Annotated in this window: 20 protein-coding genes and 1 other annotated feature; of the genes, 12 read left to right on the plus strand and 8 right to left on the minus strand. The window is 39.2% G+C overall.

Features of this window, described 5'->3' with window-relative positions; all coding sequences use genetic code 11:
• Positions 1 to 6: 6 nt before the first annotated feature.
• Entirely contained in the window at positions 7 to 897 is an 891-nt protein-coding gene (folE2, locus tag JNO66_RS02065) for a GTP cyclohydrolase FolE2 (RefSeq protein ID WP_203086536.1), read from the minus strand.
• A 208-nt stretch (positions 898 to 1,105) separates the two neighbouring features.
• Here folE2 and JNO66_RS02070 point away from each other — a divergent pair, with 208 nt between their 5' ends.
• The 3 genes from JNO66_RS02070 to JNO66_RS02080 all read left to right on the plus strand — a co-directional run bounded on the left by JNO66_RS02070 (position 1,106) and on the right by JNO66_RS02080 (position 3,873).
• Positions 1,106 to 1,681: a hypothetical protein gene (locus tag JNO66_RS02070; protein WP_203086537.1), complete on the plus strand. Its 576-nt coding sequence runs from the start codon at positions 1,106 to 1,108 to the stop codon at positions 1,679 to 1,681.
• A 12-nt stretch (positions 1,682 to 1,693) separates the two neighbouring features.
• Positions 1,694 to 2,323 (plus strand): hypothetical protein, encoded by a 630-nt coding sequence (locus JNO66_RS02075; RefSeq protein ID WP_203086538.1) that lies wholly within the window; start codon positions 1,694 to 1,696, stop codon positions 2,321 to 2,323.
• A 179-nt stretch (positions 2,324 to 2,502) separates the two neighbouring features.
• Positions 2,503 to 3,873, plus strand: a complete 1,371-nt coding sequence (locus tag JNO66_RS02080; RefSeq protein WP_203086539.1) for an aspartate kinase — start codon at positions 2,503 to 2,505, stop codon at positions 3,871 to 3,873.
• Between the two features lie 170 nt (positions 3,874 to 4,043).
• Here the strand turns inward: JNO66_RS02080 and JNO66_RS02085 are convergent, their stop codons facing one another.
• The 4 genes from JNO66_RS02085 to proB form a co-directional block, all read right to left on the minus strand.
• Complete coding sequence (locus JNO66_RS02085; RefSeq protein WP_203086540.1) at positions 4,044 to 4,841, minus strand: ion transporter; 798 nt, start codon at positions 4,839 to 4,841, stop codon at positions 4,044 to 4,046.
• A 138-nt stretch (positions 4,842 to 4,979) separates the two neighbouring features.
• Positions 4,980 to 5,822, minus strand: a complete 843-nt coding sequence (gene proC / locus JNO66_RS02090) for a pyrroline-5-carboxylate reductase (protein ID WP_203086541.1) — start codon at positions 5,820 to 5,822, stop codon at positions 4,980 to 4,982.
• Positions 5,823 to 5,836: 14 nt separating this feature from the next.
• The gene (locus JNO66_RS02095; RefSeq protein WP_203086542.1) at positions 5,837 to 7,084 is read right to left on the minus strand and encodes a glutamate-5-semialdehyde dehydrogenase; all 1,248 of its coding nucleotides are present in this window, start codon (positions 7,082 to 7,084) and stop codon (positions 5,837 to 5,839) included.
• Positions 7,077 to 8,210, minus strand: coding sequence for a glutamate 5-kinase (gene proB, locus JNO66_RS02100; protein ID WP_203086543.1), 1,134 nt, complete (start codon positions 8,208 to 8,210; stop codon positions 7,077 to 7,079). The genes JNO66_RS02095 and proB overlap by 8 nt, the downstream gene beginning before the upstream one ends.
• A 48-nt stretch (positions 8,211 to 8,258) precedes the next feature.
• Positions 8,259 to 8,463 (minus strand) — a binding site (T-box leader).
• A 259-nt stretch (positions 8,464 to 8,722) separates the two neighbouring features.
• On the opposite strand from proB, the gene asnB reads away from it, so the two are divergent.
• From asnB to JNO66_RS02115, 3 genes are all read left to right on the plus strand, one after another.
• Positions 8,723 to 10,573, plus strand: coding sequence for an asparagine synthase (glutamine-hydrolyzing) (gene asnB / locus JNO66_RS02105; RefSeq protein WP_203086544.1), 1,851 nt, complete (start codon positions 8,723 to 8,725; stop codon positions 10,571 to 10,573).
• A gap of 711 nt (positions 10,574 to 11,284) precedes the next feature.
• Positions 11,285 to 11,614 carry an HIT family protein gene (locus tag JNO66_RS02110; protein WP_203086545.1) on the plus strand — a complete coding sequence of 110 codons (330 nt, stop codon included), beginning with the start codon at positions 11,285 to 11,287 and terminating at the stop codon, positions 11,612 to 11,614.
• 27 nt (positions 11,615 to 11,641) lie between these two features.
• On the plus strand, positions 11,642 to 11,962 hold the full coding sequence (locus JNO66_RS02115; RefSeq protein WP_203086546.1) for a YqfO family protein: 321 nt from the start codon (positions 11,642 to 11,644) through the stop codon (positions 11,960 to 11,962).
• Positions 11,963 to 12,146: 184 nt separating this feature from the next.
• Here the strand turns inward: JNO66_RS02115 and JNO66_RS02120 are convergent, their stop codons facing one another.
• Together JNO66_RS02120 and JNO66_RS02125 are read right to left on the minus strand one after the other, a co-directional pair.
• Entirely contained in the window at positions 12,147 to 12,413 is a 267-nt protein-coding gene (locus JNO66_RS02120) for a hypothetical protein (protein ID WP_203086547.1), read from the minus strand.
• Between the two features lie 43 nt (positions 12,414 to 12,456).
• Positions 12,457 to 12,834, minus strand: coding sequence for a hypothetical protein (locus tag JNO66_RS02125; protein WP_203086548.1), 378 nt, complete (start codon positions 12,832 to 12,834; stop codon positions 12,457 to 12,459).
• A 101-nt stretch (positions 12,835 to 12,935) separates the two neighbouring features.
• Between JNO66_RS02125 and JNO66_RS02130 the strand changes: the two genes are divergently transcribed.
• The 5 genes from JNO66_RS02130 (at position 12,936) to JNO66_RS02150 (ending at position 17,478) form a co-directional block, all read left to right on the plus strand.
• Positions 12,936 to 13,574, plus strand: a complete 639-nt coding sequence (locus JNO66_RS02130) for a DUF3885 domain-containing protein (RefSeq protein WP_203086549.1) — start codon at positions 12,936 to 12,938, stop codon at positions 13,572 to 13,574.
• 147 nt (positions 13,575 to 13,721) lie between these two features.
• Positions 13,722 to 14,699: a YncE family protein gene (locus JNO66_RS20870; RefSeq protein ID WP_203086550.1), complete on the plus strand. Its 978-nt coding sequence runs from the start codon at positions 13,722 to 13,724 to the stop codon at positions 14,697 to 14,699.
• A complete protein-coding gene (locus JNO66_RS02140; protein ID WP_203087479.1) occupies positions 14,696 to 15,379 on the plus strand; it encodes a response regulator transcription factor in 684 nt (227 codons plus the stop codon). The genes JNO66_RS20870 and JNO66_RS02140 overlap by 4 nt, the downstream gene beginning before the upstream one ends.
• Positions 15,376 to 16,764, plus strand: coding sequence for a sensor histidine kinase (locus JNO66_RS02145; protein ID WP_203086551.1), 1,389 nt, complete (start codon positions 15,376 to 15,378; stop codon positions 16,762 to 16,764). The genes JNO66_RS02140 and JNO66_RS02145 overlap by 4 nt, the downstream gene beginning before the upstream one ends.
• 126 nt (positions 16,765 to 16,890) lie before the next feature.
• Complete coding sequence (locus JNO66_RS02150) at positions 16,891 to 17,478, plus strand: copper resistance CopC family protein (protein WP_203086552.1); 588 nt, start codon at positions 16,891 to 16,893, stop codon at positions 17,476 to 17,478.
• A gap of 115 nt (positions 17,479 to 17,593) precedes the next feature.
• Here the strand turns inward: JNO66_RS02150 and JNO66_RS02155 are convergent, their stop codons facing one another.
• Positions 17,594 to 18,877 carry a D-glucuronyl C5-epimerase family protein gene (locus tag JNO66_RS02155; RefSeq protein WP_203086553.1) on the minus strand — a complete coding sequence of 428 codons (1,284 nt, stop codon included), beginning with the start codon at positions 18,875 to 18,877 and terminating at the stop codon, positions 17,594 to 17,596.
• A 224-nt stretch (positions 18,878 to 19,101) separates the two neighbouring features.
• On the opposite strand from JNO66_RS02155, the gene JNO66_RS02160 reads away from it, so the two are divergent.
• Positions 19,102 to 19,785 carry a GntR family transcriptional regulator gene (locus JNO66_RS02160; protein ID WP_210340745.1) on the plus strand — a complete coding sequence of 228 codons (684 nt, stop codon included), beginning with the start codon at positions 19,102 to 19,104 and terminating at the stop codon, positions 19,783 to 19,785.
• Positions 19,786 to 19,802 lie beyond the last annotated feature (17 nt).

The following is a 19,802-nucleotide window of genomic DNA, read 5'->3' on the forward strand; positions in this document are numbered from 1 at the left end:
TTTTTATTATGCATCTTTATTATAGTGGAGCTTAGCAACAGCATCATGCTGGTGAATGGATTCTTCGTTTCTGCAATGAATCGTGAACTCACGCACTTCTTCATGTTCATATAAATCAGCTGCTACAAGTCGCGCCAAGTCTTCAACAAAGCGAGGATTTTCATACGCTCGTTCTGTAACGGCTTTTTCATCAGGACGTTTCAGAACAGGGTATAGAATTGAGCTAGCATTGGATTCAGCTGCTTCAACTAAAGCCGTTTTCCAATCCGTTTGTGAATCCTCTGTGGTACGAATAGACATTGTGACAAAACTACGTTGGTTATGAGCGCTATACTCACTAATTTCCTTTGAGCAAGGGCATAGTGTGGTCACAGCTGCTTCAAGACTAATCTCTGTTTGATAACCAGTGGCTTCATCAAATTCAACTTTGTACGTCAACTCAGCGTGAGCTAGTCCTTCTTTATCTGTCTCTGGCGCTTTTTTTACAAAGAACCATGGAAAAGTAACTTCAATTTGCGCTCCTGTTTGATTCATTTCACGAGCGAGGATCGCTGCCAACTCACGAAGTGTTTCAGGCGATAGAAGGTGTACCTGGTAAAAGGAATGTAATTGCTCCGTTAAACGACTCATGTTAATTCCTTTATAATCGGCTCCTAAATTTGTCGTCAAACGAAACTCTGCTGTTGCTGTTTGCGTTTCTGGTGCCCAGACCGATTCAACCATCACAGGATATTTCACTTTCGAAATACCTACCTGTTGGATTGGGAAGAAGTAGTCTGAAGGTTTGTTTTGTAAATCAGGCATGTCTTCCTTCTTTTTTGGTTTTGTACCCTCTATTGGTTCAACTGAGCCAAACATACGATGCCGCTCAGCTTTTGGTGGTAATACACGTGTCATCTGCGTTCACTCCGGTCTCTCTAATTTTCCAAGTGTGCTTGGTCTCTATTTAACGTACTTGTATTTTACAACAACTAAAGGAAGACAAACAACAAAATACGATTGGAATCGATACAATTCTAAAATTTTCCTAAATTAAAGCGAAAACAGCTATTTATTTTTAAAAGTCAATGTAAAATAAATCTTAGATTGAGGAGGGATGTATGAATTGAAACGAAAACTAGTTCTTGGCTGGAGCCTCTTATTACTAGCACTTACTGCCTGTCAGCCTGCAACTGCAGAAGTTGAACAAAATGAAATAAAACCAAAACAGCTCACAGAAAATGAATATACGTTATTAGAAGCAATTACAGACTACGGTGTGTGGATAGATGTAGGCCAATTAGATCAAAGCAAGCAAGTAAAAATTGGGATGGACTATTATATAGATGGTGAACGTGTGGAAGAAGGATTTGAGATGATGCCTGATCCTAATCTTTCAATTCATTCCGTTCTTATTGCTCTTAATATCAATGGAGAGAATAATGATCAGTTAGATGGAATCGTTCAAGTGAACGACGAAGAAGGAATGGTTCGCACTAATTTTAATCGTTCATTACCAGCGTTTGAACATATGGGACACGCAAGCCTGGAGTTGTATGGAGAAGGGGCGGTGGTTCAGGAGAAGAAAACATATGTTGGATCGTTTCAAATAGGAGAGGACATTACTCCAATTGAATTAGAAGACATCGCATCTATGCAAAGTCCTGGTCACTTACTTGCGTTTTACATTAAATATGAGTAAAGGAGTACACAGTTGAAGCCATCCATTCATTTAATTCAAATGTTTATTTTAGGCACACTTCTAGTTGGATGTTCACAAGAGTCGGAATTAACGATTAAAGAGGCAGAATTAACCGATAATGAAGAACTGTTATTTGATTCGATCGGAAAAGAAACCTATTTATTTGATCTAGAAGGTGAACTTATAAAGGGAAAGGCAATGAGTATTGGTGTAGAGGAATATGACTATGGGGAATTAAAAGATGATCGAAGCTTCTTATCTCTTGGGAAAAATGCTGATGATGAGGAAGCACAAGTCGAGAAATACAAAAAACTATTTATTATGTTAAATGAAAACACTGATGCTGAGATGTCAGTGGATGTAAGAGTAACCTCTGAGAATGGTTTTTTCTCTTTAACCGCAGCTGAGCTAGGGACAATAGATGTTGAGGAAAAAGCTTATGCATCCGATGAGATCATTGGAGAAGAAGCAGTCAATCTGATGGATGATAATGGTGAAGATAAAAGAACATATATTGCACATTTGGCCATTAGTCCTGATGGGACCTTAAGAAGCTTCGACATTGAACACGCTACTCAATCAAATGATGATTATGAATTTCTATACCTTTTTTATGTTGAAACTCATGATTTTGAAGAATAACAGTCTTTCATACAGTAACAATACCTTACATGTAGCTAAAGCCCTCTAACGCTTTCAAAACAGCTCTCCTTGCTTTCTATATAGCCTTAGCATCTTTGCGGAAAGTGCATAACTATGCTATATTTGGAATGTTGAGAATACGGAATAGAGAGATAAAAGTTAGGAGCTGGAGAGGGAATATGAAGGTTGCAAAGTTTGGGGGATCGTCTGTAGCCAGTGCGGAACAAATCCGTAAAGTTGCAGCAATTATTGCAGAAGATACAGAAAGAAAAATTGTCGTGGTATCAGCTCCGGGAAAACGAGATAAACATGATACAAAAGTAACGGACTTGTTAATTGAATTAGGGGAATTAAGTCTTTCCACTGGTAAGGCTGAAGAGCAATTACAAGCCGTACTTGAACGCTATCGTCTAATCGCCGATGATTTAAAGGTTAATCGTGATGTCATTAGTGTAATCGAGGCAGACTTGCGCGAGCGTCTTGAATCAAACCGAGATAAACCAGGTGTATTTATGGATGCGATTAAGGCAAGTGGGGAAGACAATAATGCGAAATTAATCGCAGCCTTCTTAAAAAGCGAGGGTATGAATGCTATTTATTTAAATCCTAAGGATGCAGGGCTACTTGTTAGTGATGAGCCTGGAAACGCTCAGGTTTTACCAGAAGCATACGATCATTTAATTAAATTGCGAGATCGTGAAGAAGTCATCGTGTTTCCAGGGTTTTTTGGGTATTCACCAGAAGGTACACTTGTGACGTTTCCACGCGGAGGCTCAGATATTACAGGTGCCATTTTAGCAGCTGGAACTCAAGCTGAATTATATGAGAACTTCACGGATGTGGATTCTGTCTATGCGGCGAATCCGACCGTTGTTGAAAATCCAGTCGAAATTAAACGGATGACATATCGTGAAATGCGCGAGCTTTCTTATGCGGGATTCTCTGTTTTTCATGATGAAGCCTTAATTCCTGCGTTCCGTAACGGAATTCCTGTGTGTGTGAAAAATACAAACAATCCTTCATCATCTGGAACGATGATTATTGCTGAGCGGGAGTACTTCTTTAATCCCGTTATTGGAATTGCTGCTGATGACGGATTCTCTACCATTTATGTACGCAAATACTTAATGAACCGAGAAGTTGGGTTTGGTCGACGTCTTCTACAAATTCTTGAAGATGAAGGCTTATCATATGAGCACATTCCATCTGGAATTGACGATACGTCCGTTATTTTGCGTGATCATCAATTAACAGAAGAAATTGAAGGACGAATTATTGGTCGGATTAAGCATGAGCTACATGCGGATGACGTCTACATTGAAAAGGACTTTTCAATGGTGATGATTGTTGGCGAAGGGATGCATAATACCGTTGGGGTATCAGCTCGTGCAACTCAAGCGCTTGCCCGCGCTGGAGTGAACATTGAAATGATTAACCAAGGTTCATCTGAGGTTAGTTTAGTGCTAGGTATTCATCAAGAAGATTCTGATCGCACGGTGAAGGCACTTTATGAAGAATTTTTCGGTGCGTCCGATGGCACGATCCAGTAGTGTGATGTAGAGAAGAGGCTGGGGCATAACTCAAAATGAACGAGAAAATGGCGATATCTCCACGAGCGAATCATTCGTCATTCGTGTTTTACTATCTATATTAATGTTATGTCTCGTCCTCTTCAATATAGTTAAAATAAACCCAGGTCTATAATCAGACCTGGGTTTATTTATGACCTATCTTTTAACAAACGCTTAATCTCATCAAGCTCTTGCTTTAATTCAGCCATTGTTGGCTGCTCTCCATTTGTCTTCTTCTCATCATCTTCGTTCGCTTTTTCTACGTTGTTTACGATGACACCAATAAACAAGTTAAAGATGATAAATGTACCGAGTAACACGAATGAGATAAAGTAGATCCAAGACCACTTGTAGATTTCGAGAATGGAAGACATAATTCCGCTTGCCCATGAATCCAACGTGACAATTTGGAATAAAGTCATTAGTGAGACGGGTAAGCTTCCAAAATACTCTGGAGCAACTGATGAAAACAGCATCGTACCAATGACCGCGTAGATATAAAAGAAAATAGACATTAATATAAAGATATTTCCCATCGACGGAATGGTCAGAATTAACGCATCAACCAAGCGCCGGAGGGAAGGGATGACGGAAATGGCCCGCAGTACCCTTAGTACACGAAGAATCCTCAAAACCGTTACAAAATGTGCTCCTGCAAATAAGTGCCCCATCCCTACGATAATAAAGTCAAACCAATTCCATCCTTTTGAGAAGAATGTTTTTGGTGAAACAGCTAAAAAGCGTAAGATAATTTCAAGGGTGAATAAATAGAGCAGTGTTTTATCAGCTACCACAAACAGTGATTGATATGATTTGTAAAGAGAAGGGGATGTTTCGATTCCTACAATAATGGCATTTAAAATGATTAACGTGATGATCGTTCCAGTAAACCATTTATTTTCAATTAATTGATTTAAACGAGATTGATAGACTTTGAGTGTAGTCATATATGTAAAGGGCTCCTTCTTATCTGTTTCACATCCTTATTTTACTAAAAGTTGGTCTAGAAATATATGCTCAGTTCGTTTTTACTGAATGGAGTGATAAAAAAATGCGAAGCTCTTTATGAGGCTTCGCATTTTTTATTAGGATGAATGGTTGGTTGGTGTGTACGCTGAACCAAGCTCTGTTGAGCGTTTGACAGCTTTCCCTATGGCCTTTTGCAAAATATCCTGTGTCGCATGCGCGGATAATTCACTGATACCGGCTTCCGTTGTACCACCAGGACTCATTACTTCTTTATATAATTCTTTAGGTGTTTTGCTTGTTTGTTGAAGTCGCTTCCCAACTCCAACAACCGTTTGAGTAATTAACTCTCGCGATTGTTGTTCTGAAAGCCCAGCCTCTTGAGCGGCTTTTTCCATTGCTTCCACCATGTAATAAAAGTAAGCAGGGCCACTACCAGCAACACCTGTCACTGCATCCATTTGTGTTTCTTCAACCACGGAAACGGTGCCAATCGCTTTAAATAATGCTTCAACGGTAAGTAAATCTCCAGCTGTTGCATGTGCACCCGGACAAATAGCAGACGCAGATTCACCAACTTTTGCACTTGTGTTTGGCATCGTCCGAATAACTGGATTTGTTGATCCAAGCTCTTCCTCGATGAGTGTGGTAGGAATGCCTGCAATCACAGAAACAATTAATTGCGTACCCTTTACATGCTCCTTAATATGGGAGATCGCATCGTGCACATTCTTTGGTTTCATCGCTAATACAATAATGTCGGCTTCTTTAATGGCCTTCAAGCGATCAGATTCTGTTTGTACGGAGTATGTGGTTTTAATATAATCAAGTCGGTCCTGATCCTGCAAATTCGCTACAGTAATCATGCGAGGAGAAACAATTCGACGAGTAATTAATCCGCCAATAATTGCTTCAGCCATTGAACCGGCACCTAAAAACGTAATCGTCTTATTTATATTCATGAGGCAATCATTCCTTATGGTTTAATCTGACCTTCTCCAAAAATCATAAATTTTGTTGATGTTAAAGCTTCCAGTCCCATCGGTCCACGTGCATGAAGCTTTTGTGTGCTTATTCCGATCTCAGCGCCAAATCCAAATTCAAAGCCATCTGTAAAACGAGTAGATGCGTTGTGATAGACAGCAGCAGCATCTACGCCGTTTAAGAAATCTTGAACATGCTCTGCTGTTTCACTTACGATTGCCTCGGAATGCTTTGTTCCGTACGTACGAATGTGATCCATTGCATCTTCTGTTGAATCAACAAATTTAACTGCTAGCTTTAAATCAAGATATTCCTCGGCCCAATCATGTTCTTTGGCTATCGTAGCTTGTGAATCCCATTTTAGAAGCTCTTCCTCACCAAACAACTCCACGCCATGCTCATGCAAATCAGTTAGAAGGGTAGGGAGATGATTGTCTGCCCACTTGCGATGGATAAGCAACGTCTCAGCTGCATTACATACAGAGGGACGCTGTGTTTTGGCGTTAATAGCGATGGATCGAGCCATCTCTACATCTGCCGATTCATCAATAAACACGTGACAGTTTCCAACTCCTGTTTCAAGAACAGGAACGGATGCTTTTTCGACCACTGTTTTAATTAATGATGCGCCACCTCTAGGGATTAGAACATCGAGGTATTCATTTAAAGTAAATAATTCAGAAGCCGCTTCCCGACTGGTATCTTCAATTAATTGTATGGCTTCCTTAGGAAAACCGACTTGATCGAGTGCTACTTGTAAGCATTGAACAATTTGACGATTCGAATGAATGGCTGTTCTGCTTCCACGTAAGATGACAGCATTACCTGTTTTTAAGCAAAGACCCGCTGCGTCTACCGTTACATTAGGGCGCGCCTCATAAATAATACCGATCACACCAAGTGGAACTCGCTTTTTTTCAATACGTAATCCATTTGGGCGATCAATTGTTTGAATGGTATCTCCAATCGGATCTGCAAGTTCAGCTACTTGTCTAAGTCCGTCTGCCATATCACGAATTCGAGAATCAGTTAATGTGAGTCGATCGAGTAAGGTTTTGGTTTGACCAGCAGTTCGCCCGTTCTCTACGTCTACCGAATTTGCTGAAAGAATTGCATCACTATCTGATTCAAGTGCGGTGGCCATCACCTGTAATGCTTCGTTTTTTTGTATTGTAGAAAGACTTGCTAATTGATACGTGATTTCCTTTGCGCGTTTAGCTTTCCCTATGATTTCACTCATGATGACACGACTCCTTCCGATTTGAAGCTACCCATTGATCACGATGGATAATTTCTTTTCTTGTTTTTTTAGTGATTTCTTGCGCACGTGCGCTATCTAGTCCAAGTACTTGTGAAAGCTCATGAGAAGATACATTTGTTCGTCCTTTACCAAGAACAGTGCCTTGCTGATTATAGACGTGGATGACCTCATCTGAAGAGAAGGTACCATGCACGGAAAGAACACCAGCTGGCAAAAGACTTTTCCCTTTTATAAGTAGAGCTTGCTCGGCACCCTGATCAATGACAATGGAGCCATTGGCATGCGAATGCAAGGAGATCCATTGCTTCGATGTAGGCATAACGGATTGATTGGAGAAGTCACCTAGATACGTGCCATCTCCGTTCCCATTAAGAATCGTCAGCAGCTTTTTGTGACCCAAGCCTTTTCCAATAAACGTGTTAACTCCTAAAGAGAGGGCAGTTTGTGCTGCTGCAATCTTAGATTTCATCCCACCAGTACCTACCGTTGTTCCAGATTCACCCGACAAACTCAGAAGTTCTCCGGTGACCTCTGGCAGATAGTCAAACCTTGTTGCGTTAGGATTCTTATTTGGATTATCTGAATAAATCCCATTTACATCCGTTAATATGATCAACATGTCTGCATGAACAAAACCTGCAACAAGTGCTGAGAGCATATCGTTGTCACCAAAAGTAAGTTCCTCAACACTGGTTGAGTCATTTTCATTAATGATCGGAATACAGCCCCTCTTTAACAATTCTGTAATCGTTCGATTGGCATTACCGAACCTGGCGTGATCGGAAAAATCATCACGTGTAAGTAACAACTGAGCGGGGGTCAACCCATATGGTGCAAACTGTTCGGTGTACCCTTGCATTAAAAGTCCTTGCCCAACGGCTGCAGCTGCTTGTTTTCCTGATAAGGTCACGGGTCGGACCGGGTAGCCAAGTGACGGGAAACCTGCTGCGACAGCACCTGATGAGATAAGAATGACATCATGGCCCGCGTTTTTTAATGCAGCAAGCGCTCCTACATGCTCTGTCAGTTTCAGAATACTGAGTGAGCCATTTGTTTCAGTTAATGAACTACTACCAATCTTTACAACGATTCGTTGCCGACCCATGATTAATCCCTCTTTCTAATTAAAAATAAAAAACACTCCTGTCCTCATAAAAAGGACGGAGTGTTATCCGCGGTACCACCTTGTTTGACATGTATCATGTCCACTTTAGCTCTTGTAACGTAAGAGTGACGTCCATGTTTAAATGGATGCTCAAAGGCAGGTTCTCCTAAGGAAGCGGTGATGGGTCTTTCAGCCGGTGAACCCACTCTCTAATCACGTTCATTAGAATACTAATCCTTCTCTATGCAATGTCATATAATGTGCTAAGTATAATTCGGCGCTTTAAAGAAGTCAAGTGGGCAAATGTGTATTTTTTATTTAGTTGGATTATTCTGATTAATAGGTATAAACACTCAAAAACCGCTATGTAAAAGGGTTCTAGGCGATTCAATCATATCTAGGTAAATTCAGATGACACTCTTGCCTAAGCCACTGAATAGCATAGGTTATGTACAAACGAAGTGCACAAGAGCGGAATGGTAATTAAAGAACCCAAAAGGGGCTGATTATGGATGTGCGGCATTACAGGGTGGATAGATTGGCGGAAAGATATGCGGAAAGAGACAGCTGCCCTTCATAAAATGGCAACAACTCTTAATCGCAGAGGTCCAGATGACTTAAATATATGGACCTCAACTCATGCTGGATTTGGTCATGCGCGGTTAGTTGTAGTGGATCCAGCAGGTGGCATTCAACCGATGACTAGAACTGTAAATAATAAAGAATATACACTTGTTTATAACGGAGAGCTTTATAATACAGAAGAGATTCGTAGCGAGCTACTTAGGCAGGGTCATACCTTTTTAGGACACTCTGATACCGAGGTTCTCCTTAAATCGTATATTGAATGGGGAAGCGGATGTCTGGAGAAGTTTAACGGCATCTTTGCTTTTGCCATTTGGAATGAGCAAGATCAAAGCTTGTTTATGGCAAGAGATCGTTTAGGTGTGAAGCCATTATTTTATTCTGTCCTGCACGGTGCGTTAATTTTTGGCTCAGAGCTGAAAGCCTTACTTGCGAATCCAAAGCTTGATGCAGTCGTTGATCGCGAGGGTCTTGCTGATGTGATGGGGCTAGCACCATCACGTACACCAGGGCAAGGCATCTACAAAAATATCTCTGAGCTTAGACCGGGTCATATGTTGATTTATGATCGGAACGGAGCAAAAGTGAGCCGGTATTGGTCTCTTAAAAGCACCGAGCACACAGAGGATGCAGAGGGGACCGCGGCTCATATTCGTGAGCTTTTAACCGATACGGTAAAAAGACAGTTATTTGCTGATGTTCCTGTAGGGATGTTCCTTTCAGGAGGACTTGATTCAAGTGCACTAACTGCACTTGCTGCAGAGATATATAAACAAGAAGGAAGAGGATCGATCCGAAGCTATTCCATCGATTACGATGAAAATGATAAATACTTTAAATCAAGTGCATTCCAACCGAATTCAGATGCCCCGTGGATTAAGAAAGTATCAGACGTCTTAAAAACGGATCATACAAACGCCATTATTTCGATTGATACATTAGCCGAGCAGTTAAAAGAAGCCGTCAAGGTTCGCGACCTGCCAGGAATGGCTGATGTGGATTCTTCCTTACTTTGGTTCTGTAAAGAAATCAAAAAGGATGTAACCGTTGGACTATCAGGAGAATGTGCGGACGAAATCTTCGGCGGGTATCCATGGTTTCATCAACCAGAAATTATGAATATCGATGGTTTCCCTTGGATGCGGTCGATTGACGAACGAGAAGATCTACTGAATGACTCGTGGAAATCCAAGTTAAAGCTAAAAGAATATGTTCAAAGCCAATACCGCAAAACCATTAACGAAACGCCACGGTTTGCGGGTGATTCCAAGGAAGAAGCTAGACGACGCGAGATCTCATACTTAAATATTATTTGGTTTATGACAAATTTATTAGATCGTAAAGATCGTATGAGCATGGGAGCAAGCCTCGAAGTACGTGTACCTTTCTCAGATCACCGACTCGTTGAATACGTCTGGAATATCCCTTGGGAAATGAAGCGTTATGGTGGCAAAGAAAAAGGTATACTCCGTAAAGCAATGGAAGGCGTTCTTCCAGATGAAGTCCTTTATCGTAAGAAAAGCCCGTACCCAAAAACGCACCATCCAAAATATGCAGAAACAGTTAAACATCTAATGGACGACGTCCTAAAGCAAAAAGACGCTCCATTGTTTGAGTTTGTAAACAAAGACAAACTAAAAGCAATTAACGAAACAGGCGGATTTGATACAGGTACGCCGTATTTTGGGCAACTTATGGCCGGACCACAGCTCCTCGCTCACTTCGTGCAGATGGACTATTGGTTGAATGAATACAATGTGAAAATAGAAGATAAATAGGTTGGAGACCTTTCTGGTGAATGTGCTGGGAAGGTTTTTCGAGTTTGGAATTAAATATAATACTACATAAAAATATATGATATTGATCTTACAGTGTAATAGGCAGCTAAGAAGATGAACAAAGGTTTTAAAAATTTCTCATTATCTTTTTTTAAAACAACGATAATAGAAATGGCATACACAAGTGGTAACCATATAAACCAAAATAATAAATCGTCAAAAATAAATTCTAAAATTATAATCATTCCTTTAACACATTGGATTAATTTAGATATCAAGTATTCCTTCTTGTATAAACATGAATTCGCTATGATAATAAGAATAAATGACTTGGGTAATATAGTAAATTAATATTTGACATCAAGAACTAATGTAAGATCGTTTTAAGTTATCTAGCTTACAGAGCTATATACGGTCAAGATTGTTATGTGAAACATTACCTGAAAGGGGCAGATTAATGGAGTATTTGTTTGTCTTCTTTATGGTTTTTATAGTTGTTTTCATTTTAAATGGGGTTCTTAACATACTATTAAAGACAGGAACTGCCATGAAGCATTGGTTTCTAGTTTCTTTTATCATTTCTATTCTTTCCGCGTTCTTTGCTCTTATGATTTCATAATTTGAGGTAAACGAGTAGGTTACCTATTAACATGACTTTATACTTTCATTAAATTTAATTGTAAGGATTACGTGGGAGGAGGCGAGTTACTGATGGAAGACTTTTATTGTAGAGAGGTTCTAAGTGGAAATACACAAGTTGAGACAGTAGTAGATACCAAAAATGTTTTAGCATTTTATCATACCCACCCATTTTATGAAGAACATATTGTCGTGATTCCAAAGAAACATATCACCTCATTCATCACAGTAAAAGAAGAAGAGTCCATCATCATGAGCGAGGTATTAAGTGTTATTAAGGAGATCGCGACTGATATGGATGACAAATTCGGTGCTTGTACAGTCTCTACGAATATAGGAGATTATCAAACGAATAAACATATGCATTGGCATATACATTTTGGCAAGCGTATTAGAGATTAGACTTTTTTAAAAAATTGGGGTGAAAAGATGGAGATTACTAATGTAAAAGTAGAGGTTTTGCTGCCAGAACAACACATTTTTAAACTTAAGAATAAACTAAATGATGCGGGTTTACTAACCATCGGAAATTACGACCATGTACTGTCATATTCGCATACAAAAGGATACTGGAGACCGTTAGAAAATTCGACACCGTTTAACGGTAAAATAGGGGAAGTTTCGTTTGGTAAGGAGTGTAAAATTGAATTTAGGTGTACATACTCTAATATGAAAAAGGTGGAACAAATAATAAAGGAAATACATCCTTATGATGAGCCAATAATTAATTTTATTCCGCTCTTAAATTAAACTTTATTTTTGAATATAAAGGAAAGGAGTATTGGATTAGTAATACTCCTAATAACAAACACCAACGAGAGTAAGCGATGCTAATACTCAAACATTCGAAAGCCCAAGAATTTTGTTTGAAAAAGCAAAGATAGATGGAAGACACTTTGATGAAATCTACCACGATATTCCTTGGAATGAATAATCATTTTCTTTTAAAGAAAGTCGTTAAGGTTAGAATAATTGCTAATAGAATTAGAAAGTAAACCGGAGTCATCCAAATATAATAGTAAGAATCTGATGAATTCTCCATAAAACCAGTATCTATTCGTATACTACCCCAATCAAGCTTCACTGGGTTTTCTGCGTTGAACGAGAATTTCTTTAAATACAGCTTCTCTTGTGTCACTTTATGGATAACATAGATAAAACTTGTGAGTAACAATATGATTGCTAGGTATAATCTTTTCATACTAACCCTCTATTCACTTTTTAACGTTATTCCTCTTATATATTTAGACCTGCTCTGTGACCGGCCTTCTCAGTTCCTTCCACTCTTTATACGTTTGTACAATGGAAAAGACTAGAACAATAAGAAGTGCAGGAGAGATGATTTCAGATTGGGATTGGATGCCCCGAAATGCCATTGTCGTAATGAAAATGATGATTAAAAACAAAGCTATGATGGTTATATAAAAATGTTCCTTGTTTGTATTGATCTTTGTCAATTTACTAAGCGATGCTTCGAGAACTCCTAAAACGACAATCGTAGTAACGAATAAAGGTATGGTGAGTAAACTTAGAAAGGGAAGGCTTGGAAAAAAGTCTTTAATTATAAAGATTATAAAAGTGGCGTTGAAGCAGATTTGTAGTGTAATAATGATCTTCTTCATTTAAGAGTCTCCCATGAGTTATATTATAGTTTTAGTATAATGCACTATTTTAGAAAATGGTATAATTCTCTTGTAGAGTCATATTAAACAAGAGGTGAAACATGGAGCTTAATAAATTCTTAAATACATATTATCCCGATCTAATCCTTCGGCCACCACTGTTCTACAATTGGTCAGTGGGCATCCGGTTTGAGGTTGGAGTGTCAATGGATGTTGATTATACCATTCCACATAACCCTTATATTCAGGGGTGTTACAGACGGGCCATTACACTTTTTGAAGCGTTACATCAAAAGGATGATGATATTTTTGTTTTAATTGATATAAATACTGTTTTTGGCTTTCATCAATTAAAAAGAAGGTTAAAGAATTTTCATCCATATGTAGAAAAGAAGCACTTGTATTCGTTAAAGCATGAGGTTCTTTCTCTTTATCCAGAAGAGGAAGAAGATCATATAGTGACACATCGCTTTACATTGTCTTGTAAAGCTAGAGAGTTACATCATGTGAACCTATTAAAAGCTATTTGTAACCAGGATTTTGGGTTAACGCCAAAGCAGACTAATAGAGTATATTTTATTAACCAAAGAACTAAGACAATCTTTCATGTATATGACGATCGAGGCTGTGATTTGATTGCAACTTCTTCCCTGGATATCAAGGACATATACATAAGATTTAATGACTGGATTTTAGATTATGATCGCAAACAAATTGATGAAGTCTTTAAAGGTGAATGAGAGAACTTTAAATCTCTTTAGCTTGTATACGGATCGAGTGCCTAAAAGGGTGCTCTTTTTTTAGGAATTCACGTGAACTTCACAAATAGATGATAGAACCATTTGGTATACTATGATGTACATTGTACAAGAGGTTGGAGGTGCTGTGTGAGACGTATTTGGTTTGGTTTATCTATCATTTTTTGCGCAGGTTTGTTTGCAGGCTGTAACGATCAGGCCATTGATGTACCTGATTCAGAGAATCCTGTTATGTACATTACACACGCAAAGGAAGCAACCCTTTCGTATTTAGATACAGAGCAAGATAAAGAAATTGGATCAACGGAACTTCCGTATGTTTTGACAGATATGGTCAAGCTGTCTGCACATTCATTTATTGGGATTAACTCAAGTAATTCTCGGATCCTAGAAATAGATTTGGAAACAGGCAAGGCACGAACATTTATGGAGCTTGAGGAAGGTATGAGTAGACTTGTTTACGATCCCACATCGGACATTCTATATATTTCAAACCTTGAGGAAAAAAGCATTAAAATAATTGATATTGAAACGAAAAGTGAGACTGCAACTATTCAGCTAGATTCTGCACCTAAAGAGCTAAAGCTAGGAGAAAACGGCCTCCTCTATGTGTTAACAACGGAGGAAGACGAGGTGAGTGTTTATGATCCAGTTACTGAAAAGGTTCAATCTCACTTTTCTGTAAATGCGAGTCCGGCAGGCATGTATAAGAGTAACGAACTTGTTTGGCTCGGTGGTCATGGTTCCAATGGTGAATTGAACCGAAACATCTATGCGTATGATCCGACAACGGGTGAACAAAAAGCTGAGATTGAGGTCGGCCTGATGCCAATTGCCATAACTGATAGTGATCAACCTAACGTTCTATTTGTTTTATGTCATGGCGACCATTCGTTGTATAAGGTTAACACTGAAACAAAACAGGTAGTTGATAAAGTAGAAGTGGGGCAAAACCCAAATGATGTGAAGCGAGTTGGAAATGAGCTCTATGTGGCTAATTTCGATAGCGATAGTATCTCAATTATTGATGCGACAGACTTAACCTTAAAAAAGACTGTACCTGTTTCTAAAGGGCCGTATTTTCTGTTATCGGAGGTAGATTCATAATGCAACAAACACGCGTTTTGGTGGTTGATGATGAGAAAGAGCTTTTGCAGCTTGTCGCCACGTATTTACTTAATGAATCTTATGAGGTGCTCAAGGCGAGTGATGGGTACGAGGCTCTTCATCTCCTTGAAACAGAATCCATCGATCTCGTCATTCTGGATATTATGATGGAGGGAATCGATGGCTTTGAGTTATGTAAGCGAATCAGAGCGACGTCGAGTATTCCTGTTGTCATGCTGACGGCTAAGAGTAGTGAAGAGGATCGCATACGTGGTTTAAAGCTCGGAGCAGATGATTACGTAGTTAAGCCATTTAGTCCGAGAGAGTTGATGGCTAGAGTAGAGGCTGTTTTAAGAAGAATGAAAGTGGGACAACCTGATGAACAACAAATTCAAATCAACGAACTCTTGATAGATAAGAACGGTCGCAAGGTTTTTGTTGAGAATGAATTAACGACATTGACAAAAAAAGAGTATGATCTTCTTGTTTTTCTCTACGAATCAAAGGGTCAGGTGTTTACACGTGATCATCTTTTAATGAGGCTTTGGGATGCGGACCATAATAAAACCGCTCGAACCGTAGACACTCACATCAAGACGTTACGTTTGAAATTAAAAACAGCTGGTCGGTTTATCCAAACAGTCTGGGGTGTGGGCTACAAATTTGAGGAACCATCATGAATCACTGGTCGATTAAACGCAAGGTTTGGATTACAATTGCTGCCGTTATTTTCATTGTCGTTGCGGCTACAACGTCTTTAATTTACTTTTTATATAATGAATTATATGTTGATAAGCAGATTGACACGTTGACCATGCAAGGTGAGAAATTGACAACGGTCTACGCGGAACAGGGAGTTAATGATGTCTTTTTAGAACGAGTGGACTGGGCTAATCAAAGTATGGAGGCAGATGTTTTATTCACAGATGATCCGATGCTGCTAGCAAGCGGGGATCCGCTTGACCCAAACTCTGAGTACAACTTAATCACATTTGAAGAGCGACAACTCTTATTAAATGGGGACACAGTGATTATACAACGCTCTCATCCGAGATTTAATCAGGAAATTGTAGGAGTTGTCATTCCACTCTTTGAAGAAGCCAACTTGGCAGGGGCTGTGTTTCTTTATCAGCCATTATCAACAATCCACGAGCCTTTCCAAGAAGTAAAATGGTTATTACTATTTGTGATCCTAGCACTTGTCGTACTAATCTTATTTTTAGGTTCAAAAATGATTCGAGATGTTGTAAATCCACTGATCTCAATGAATGATGTTGCCACAAAGATGGAGCAAGGGGACTTTAAGCAAACCATTACTCTTTCTAACCGACATGATGAAATGAGTCAATTAGCTGAATCAGTTAATCGCTTAGCTCATTCACTTAATGAGGTCGAACAGAATCGGAACGAATTCTTGGCAAATGTTTCGCATGAGTTGCGGACCCCTTTAAGTTACATGAAAGGCTACGCTGAAGGTGTAGAAGAAGGAATTATTTCAAAGGAAAAGGGCCTAGGAATTATTCAAAAAGAAGCGAATCGCTTAGATCGGCTTGTAAATGATTTATTAGATCTCGCTCAGCTTGAGGGAGATCAATATGAAATTCGGTCGGAGCCAATTGCACTCGCAGAGCTTGTTGATGAAGTCATTGATCAGTTTAATCTAATAGCTTATAAGAAGGATATAAAACTACTGCGTGATTTAAATGATGAATGTATTGTGTATGGTGATGCTGATCGACTTGACCAGGTAATAAGAAATCTCTTGGATAACGCACTTACGTATACGCCTGATGGTAAAAAAGTAGAGGTAAGGCTTGAACAAAAGGGAGATGACGTAACCTTACTAATACGGGATGAAGGCATTGGTATACCAACGAAAGAGATTGATGCCGTTAAACAACGTTTTTATCGTGTGAAAAAGGCCAGGGAGCGTAAGGATGGAGGCACGGGACTCGGACTTTCAATCGTCTCGCAGATTATTGCGAAGCACGGGGGAACGTTTTCATTAGAATCTACAGAAAATGTAGGTACTACTGCGAGTATTCATTTAAAAGGAATTCTTTAAAATCTGTATCTAATAGGTCTTTTATGAACATTTTATGTCATAGCAGAACTTCACCCCAATTTCACTTTTATCTAGTACGATTCAGTTGAACAAAAAATAACGAAGCATTTAGTAGGAGAGGTTTAGATGAAAAAGAAAGTCGTTAGTCTTGCATTATTAGTTGGTTTATTAATAGGAGTTTCACCAAGCGTTACATATGCTCATTCCCATTTTGAGTCCTCGGTACCAGAAGAAGGTCAAACGGTTGAAGAAGCTGTTGAAACGATCGAGTTGTCATTTGATGGAGGTATTGAGCAAGCGAGCGAAGTTCAAGTGTTTACAGCAGATGGAGAAGAGATTGAAACGACAGCTGTTAATGTCAACAGTCCGAACATCGAAGTGGAGCTATCTGAACCTCTAGCAAATGGAGACTACCGTGTTGCTTACAATGTGTTAAGTGCAGATACACATCCTGTCGAGGGAGAGTTTACCTTTAGTGTAGAAGCTGAGGAAGCGATAGTTGAAGAAGATACAGAAGACGAAGCTACGACTGAGGAAGAGGTTACAGATACAGAAGAATCAGCTGATACAGAAGAACAAGATACAAATGTAGCGGATGAACAGCAAGAAGAAGACTCAGAAGAAAGTAGTAATTCAATCATTTGGATTGTGGGAGCTGTTCTTGTCGTTGGAGTCATTTTAGGAGCACTGGCTGGGTTTAGAAGAAAACGCTAATATAGTGCACCAATGTTAAAGTGTATATCCATCAAATCACATAAATTAAACAAGAGCTTGTATCCCAATGATACAAGCTCTTGTTGTGCACTTTTATTAATTGAGAGTACTGCTTCTATTTATAGCGCTCTGATTTTAAGCCCTCATATAAAGGCATGTCTTCCCAAAGCTCGACAGCTTCACTCCATTTTTTATAATAATGGAGGAGGACGGGATGTTTTGTCAGCTCGTAAAAATGTAGGAGGCGGTTTAAGTGAATATGATGGTACACGTTGTGCCAGTCCGTTCCAAATTGTTTAAACGTCGTTGCTCTAGCGACGTTTTCTAATGGTTTCCAGGGTAGTTTTATGTTAACTTGATTCATTCCTTTTGTGAGTGAAATCGGTTTTAATTCATAGTAGTCCGGTTTCTGTTTGTCTACTTCTCGTTTGGGTGCGTATCTTGGAGCGAGAATGCTGAGATTCAAAAGTGTATCTTTGGGACTATACACTTCCATTTGAAGTTCATTTTCAACAGGGTATGAGTAACGACTGATGAGTAAGCTAATTGTTGCACGTTTGTCTTTTGTGAAAATTGCATCGTCACTTACATGGACAGTGGATGCAAGCATAATGTTTTCGTATAAGTTCTTTTCAGCGACATGAACCTCAGAATTTCCTTCCTCTGGCACATAAAGTTCTACTTTTTTGAATTCAATGTCTGTGTGCTCTACCTTAAGTTTAATCGTTGCGATCCCGTTAAGCGCATATCTGGAATTGGCTAAAAGGGGGGCGTCATACAATGGCAACATTTTAATCAATGTTTCTAAGTTATCATGCCAAAACGCCTCAGCATCACCATCCGCTGCGATGGTCGCATACGAGCTTATCGCGGATATGGCAGAAAACCAACCATTTAAAACATAACCGTTTGGAGACATCGGGTATTCTTGAATACTAGGTCCTTTTGTGGATAGGTGCATCACACCACCATTTTGGACAGGGATTTTTAGACTGAGGTAAACGCGTTCGGCTGCTTTTAAAAAACGGTCTTCTTGAATGGTCTCATACACTTGGGCAAAGACTTCTGCGTAATACGATTGCGTTAAAGCTGAATAATAGGATTTACTTGTAGAATTAAACACGGAATCATTTTTATACCAGAATACAAGGGCACCTTGAAATTCCTCCATCCGATTAATCGCGGCTTCGGCTACTTGGATAACTGCTTGTTTGAATCGTTCTTCCTTTGTTTTCTTATATTGGTAGAGGTAGTCTCGAATGACGTAAATCCCGTAAATAGGATGAAGTTCTACTTTGTCTCCAATCATCTTCCCAGGATATCCGTCGGGCAAAAATGAAATCTTATACCTTTCTTTGCTTATCTTAGATAAGCGTGGGGTGAAGGGCGGCATTTGCATCTTTGTACACTCCTTAAAAGTCATTAGCTGATCCTATTTTATGCTGGAATGTCAGTGCCCGATAAGGACAAGTAATAGCAGAGATCTGTCTATTTTATACAGATGAAAAGAAGGTTTTAGAGAAGAAAGGGTAGAGATTATTAAACGGATTTTTTTTTAGAATTAGCACTACCATACTTGTATGGTAGTATGGTAGTATAGAGATCGTAAAGGAGGAAGGCTCGTTGAACTCATCTGTGAATCGTCCGTCATCTTCAAGCTCATCAAGAGTGTTTGTGTATGAAACGTTACGACAAAGCATCACAACGTTAAATTTGAAGCCTGGTGTTGCAATCTCAGAAAAAGAAATTGCAGCTGAATTAAATGTTAGCAGGACACCGGTTAGAGAAGCATTCCTACAATTAGCTCATGATCAATTATTAGAAGTTAGGCCACAACGAGGATCGTTTGTTACGTTGATTGACTTAGATCAAGTAGAAGATGCCAGATTTATTAGGGAGCAGCTTGAAGTTGGAATTGTTCGCTTAGCCTGTTCTACGTTTTCAGAAGATGATCAACAAAAAATGGAAACAAATTTAATCCTTCAAGAGCAAATGATGAAGAATCAGAAGTATGATGAACTCTTTAAACTGGATGGTGAATTTCATCGATTGATTGCCTCGAGTTGTGGAAAAGTGAAGGTCGCTGAAATGATTCAACATATGAATGTTCATTTTGATCGATTGCGGATGCTGAGTTTATCTTCCAACCTAAATTGGGAGGCCATTTATAATCATCATCAGAACATTTTGAAAGCCATCGTTAATCAAAATGAAGATCAAGCTGAGCAAGTAATGAAAGAACATCTTTCACTTATTACCGTGGACCAAGTCGCTTTAAAGAAGCAATTCCCGATTTACTTCAAATAGCTTGTCTATTTGAACAT

The organism is Alkalicoccobacillus gibsonii, assembly GCF_016798245.1.
In the GTDB taxonomy this organism is placed as follows: domain Bacteria; phylum Bacillota; class Bacilli; order Bacillales; family Bacillaceae_D; genus Alkalicoccobacillus; species Alkalicoccobacillus gibsonii.

What these genes read in the sequence shown, in the direction of transcription:
- folE2 (WP_203086536.1), bottom strand. Translation starts at nt 897, where the DNA reads ATGACACGTGTATTACCACCAAAAGCTGAGCGGCATCGTATGTTTGGC.
- JNO66_RS02080 (WP_203086539.1), top strand. Translation starts at nt 2,503, where the DNA reads ATGAAGGTTGCAAAGTTTGGGGGATCGTCTGTAGCCAGTGCGGAACAA.
- JNO66_RS02085 (WP_203086540.1), bottom strand. Translation starts at nt 4,841, where the DNA reads ATGACTACACTCAAAGTCTATCAATCTCGTTTAAATCAATTAATTGAA.
- proC (WP_203086541.1), bottom strand. Translation starts at nt 5,822, where the DNA reads ATGAATATAAATAAGACGATTACGTTTTTAGGTGCCGGTTCAATGGCT.
- JNO66_RS02095 (WP_203086542.1), bottom strand. Translation starts at nt 7,084, where the DNA reads ATGAGTGAAATCATAGGGAAAGCTAAACGCGCAAAGGAAATCACGTAT.
- proB (WP_203086543.1), bottom strand. Translation starts at nt 8,210, where the DNA reads ATGGGTCGGCAACGAATCGTTGTAAAGATTGGTAGTAGTTCATTAACT.
- asnB (WP_203086544.1), top strand. Translation starts at nt 8,723, where the DNA reads ATGTGCGGCATTACAGGGTGGATAGATTGGCGGAAAGATATGCGGAAA.
- JNO66_RS02110 (WP_203086545.1), top strand. Translation starts at nt 11,285, where the DNA reads ATGGAAGACTTTTATTGTAGAGAGGTTCTAAGTGGAAATACACAAGTT.
- JNO66_RS02115 (WP_203086546.1), top strand. Translation starts at nt 11,642, where the DNA reads ATGGAGATTACTAATGTAAAAGTAGAGGTTTTGCTGCCAGAACAACAC.
- JNO66_RS02120 (WP_203086547.1), bottom strand. Translation starts at nt 12,413, where the DNA reads ATGAAAAGATTATACCTAGCAATCATATTGTTACTCACAAGTTTTATC.
- JNO66_RS02125 (WP_203086548.1), bottom strand. Translation starts at nt 12,834, where the DNA reads ATGAAGAAGATCATTATTACACTACAAATCTGCTTCAACGCCACTTTT.
- JNO66_RS02130 (WP_203086549.1), top strand. Translation starts at nt 12,936, where the DNA reads ATGGAGCTTAATAAATTCTTAAATACATATTATCCCGATCTAATCCTT.
- JNO66_RS02145 (WP_203086551.1), top strand. Translation starts at nt 15,376, where the DNA reads ATGAATCACTGGTCGATTAAACGCAAGGTTTGGATTACAATTGCTGCC.
- JNO66_RS02150 (WP_203086552.1), top strand. Translation starts at nt 16,891, where the DNA reads ATGAAAAAGAAAGTCGTTAGTCTTGCATTATTAGTTGGTTTATTAATA.
- JNO66_RS02155 (WP_203086553.1), bottom strand. Translation starts at nt 18,877, where the DNA reads ATGCAAATGCCGCCCTTCACCCCACGCTTATCTAAGATAAGCAAAGAA.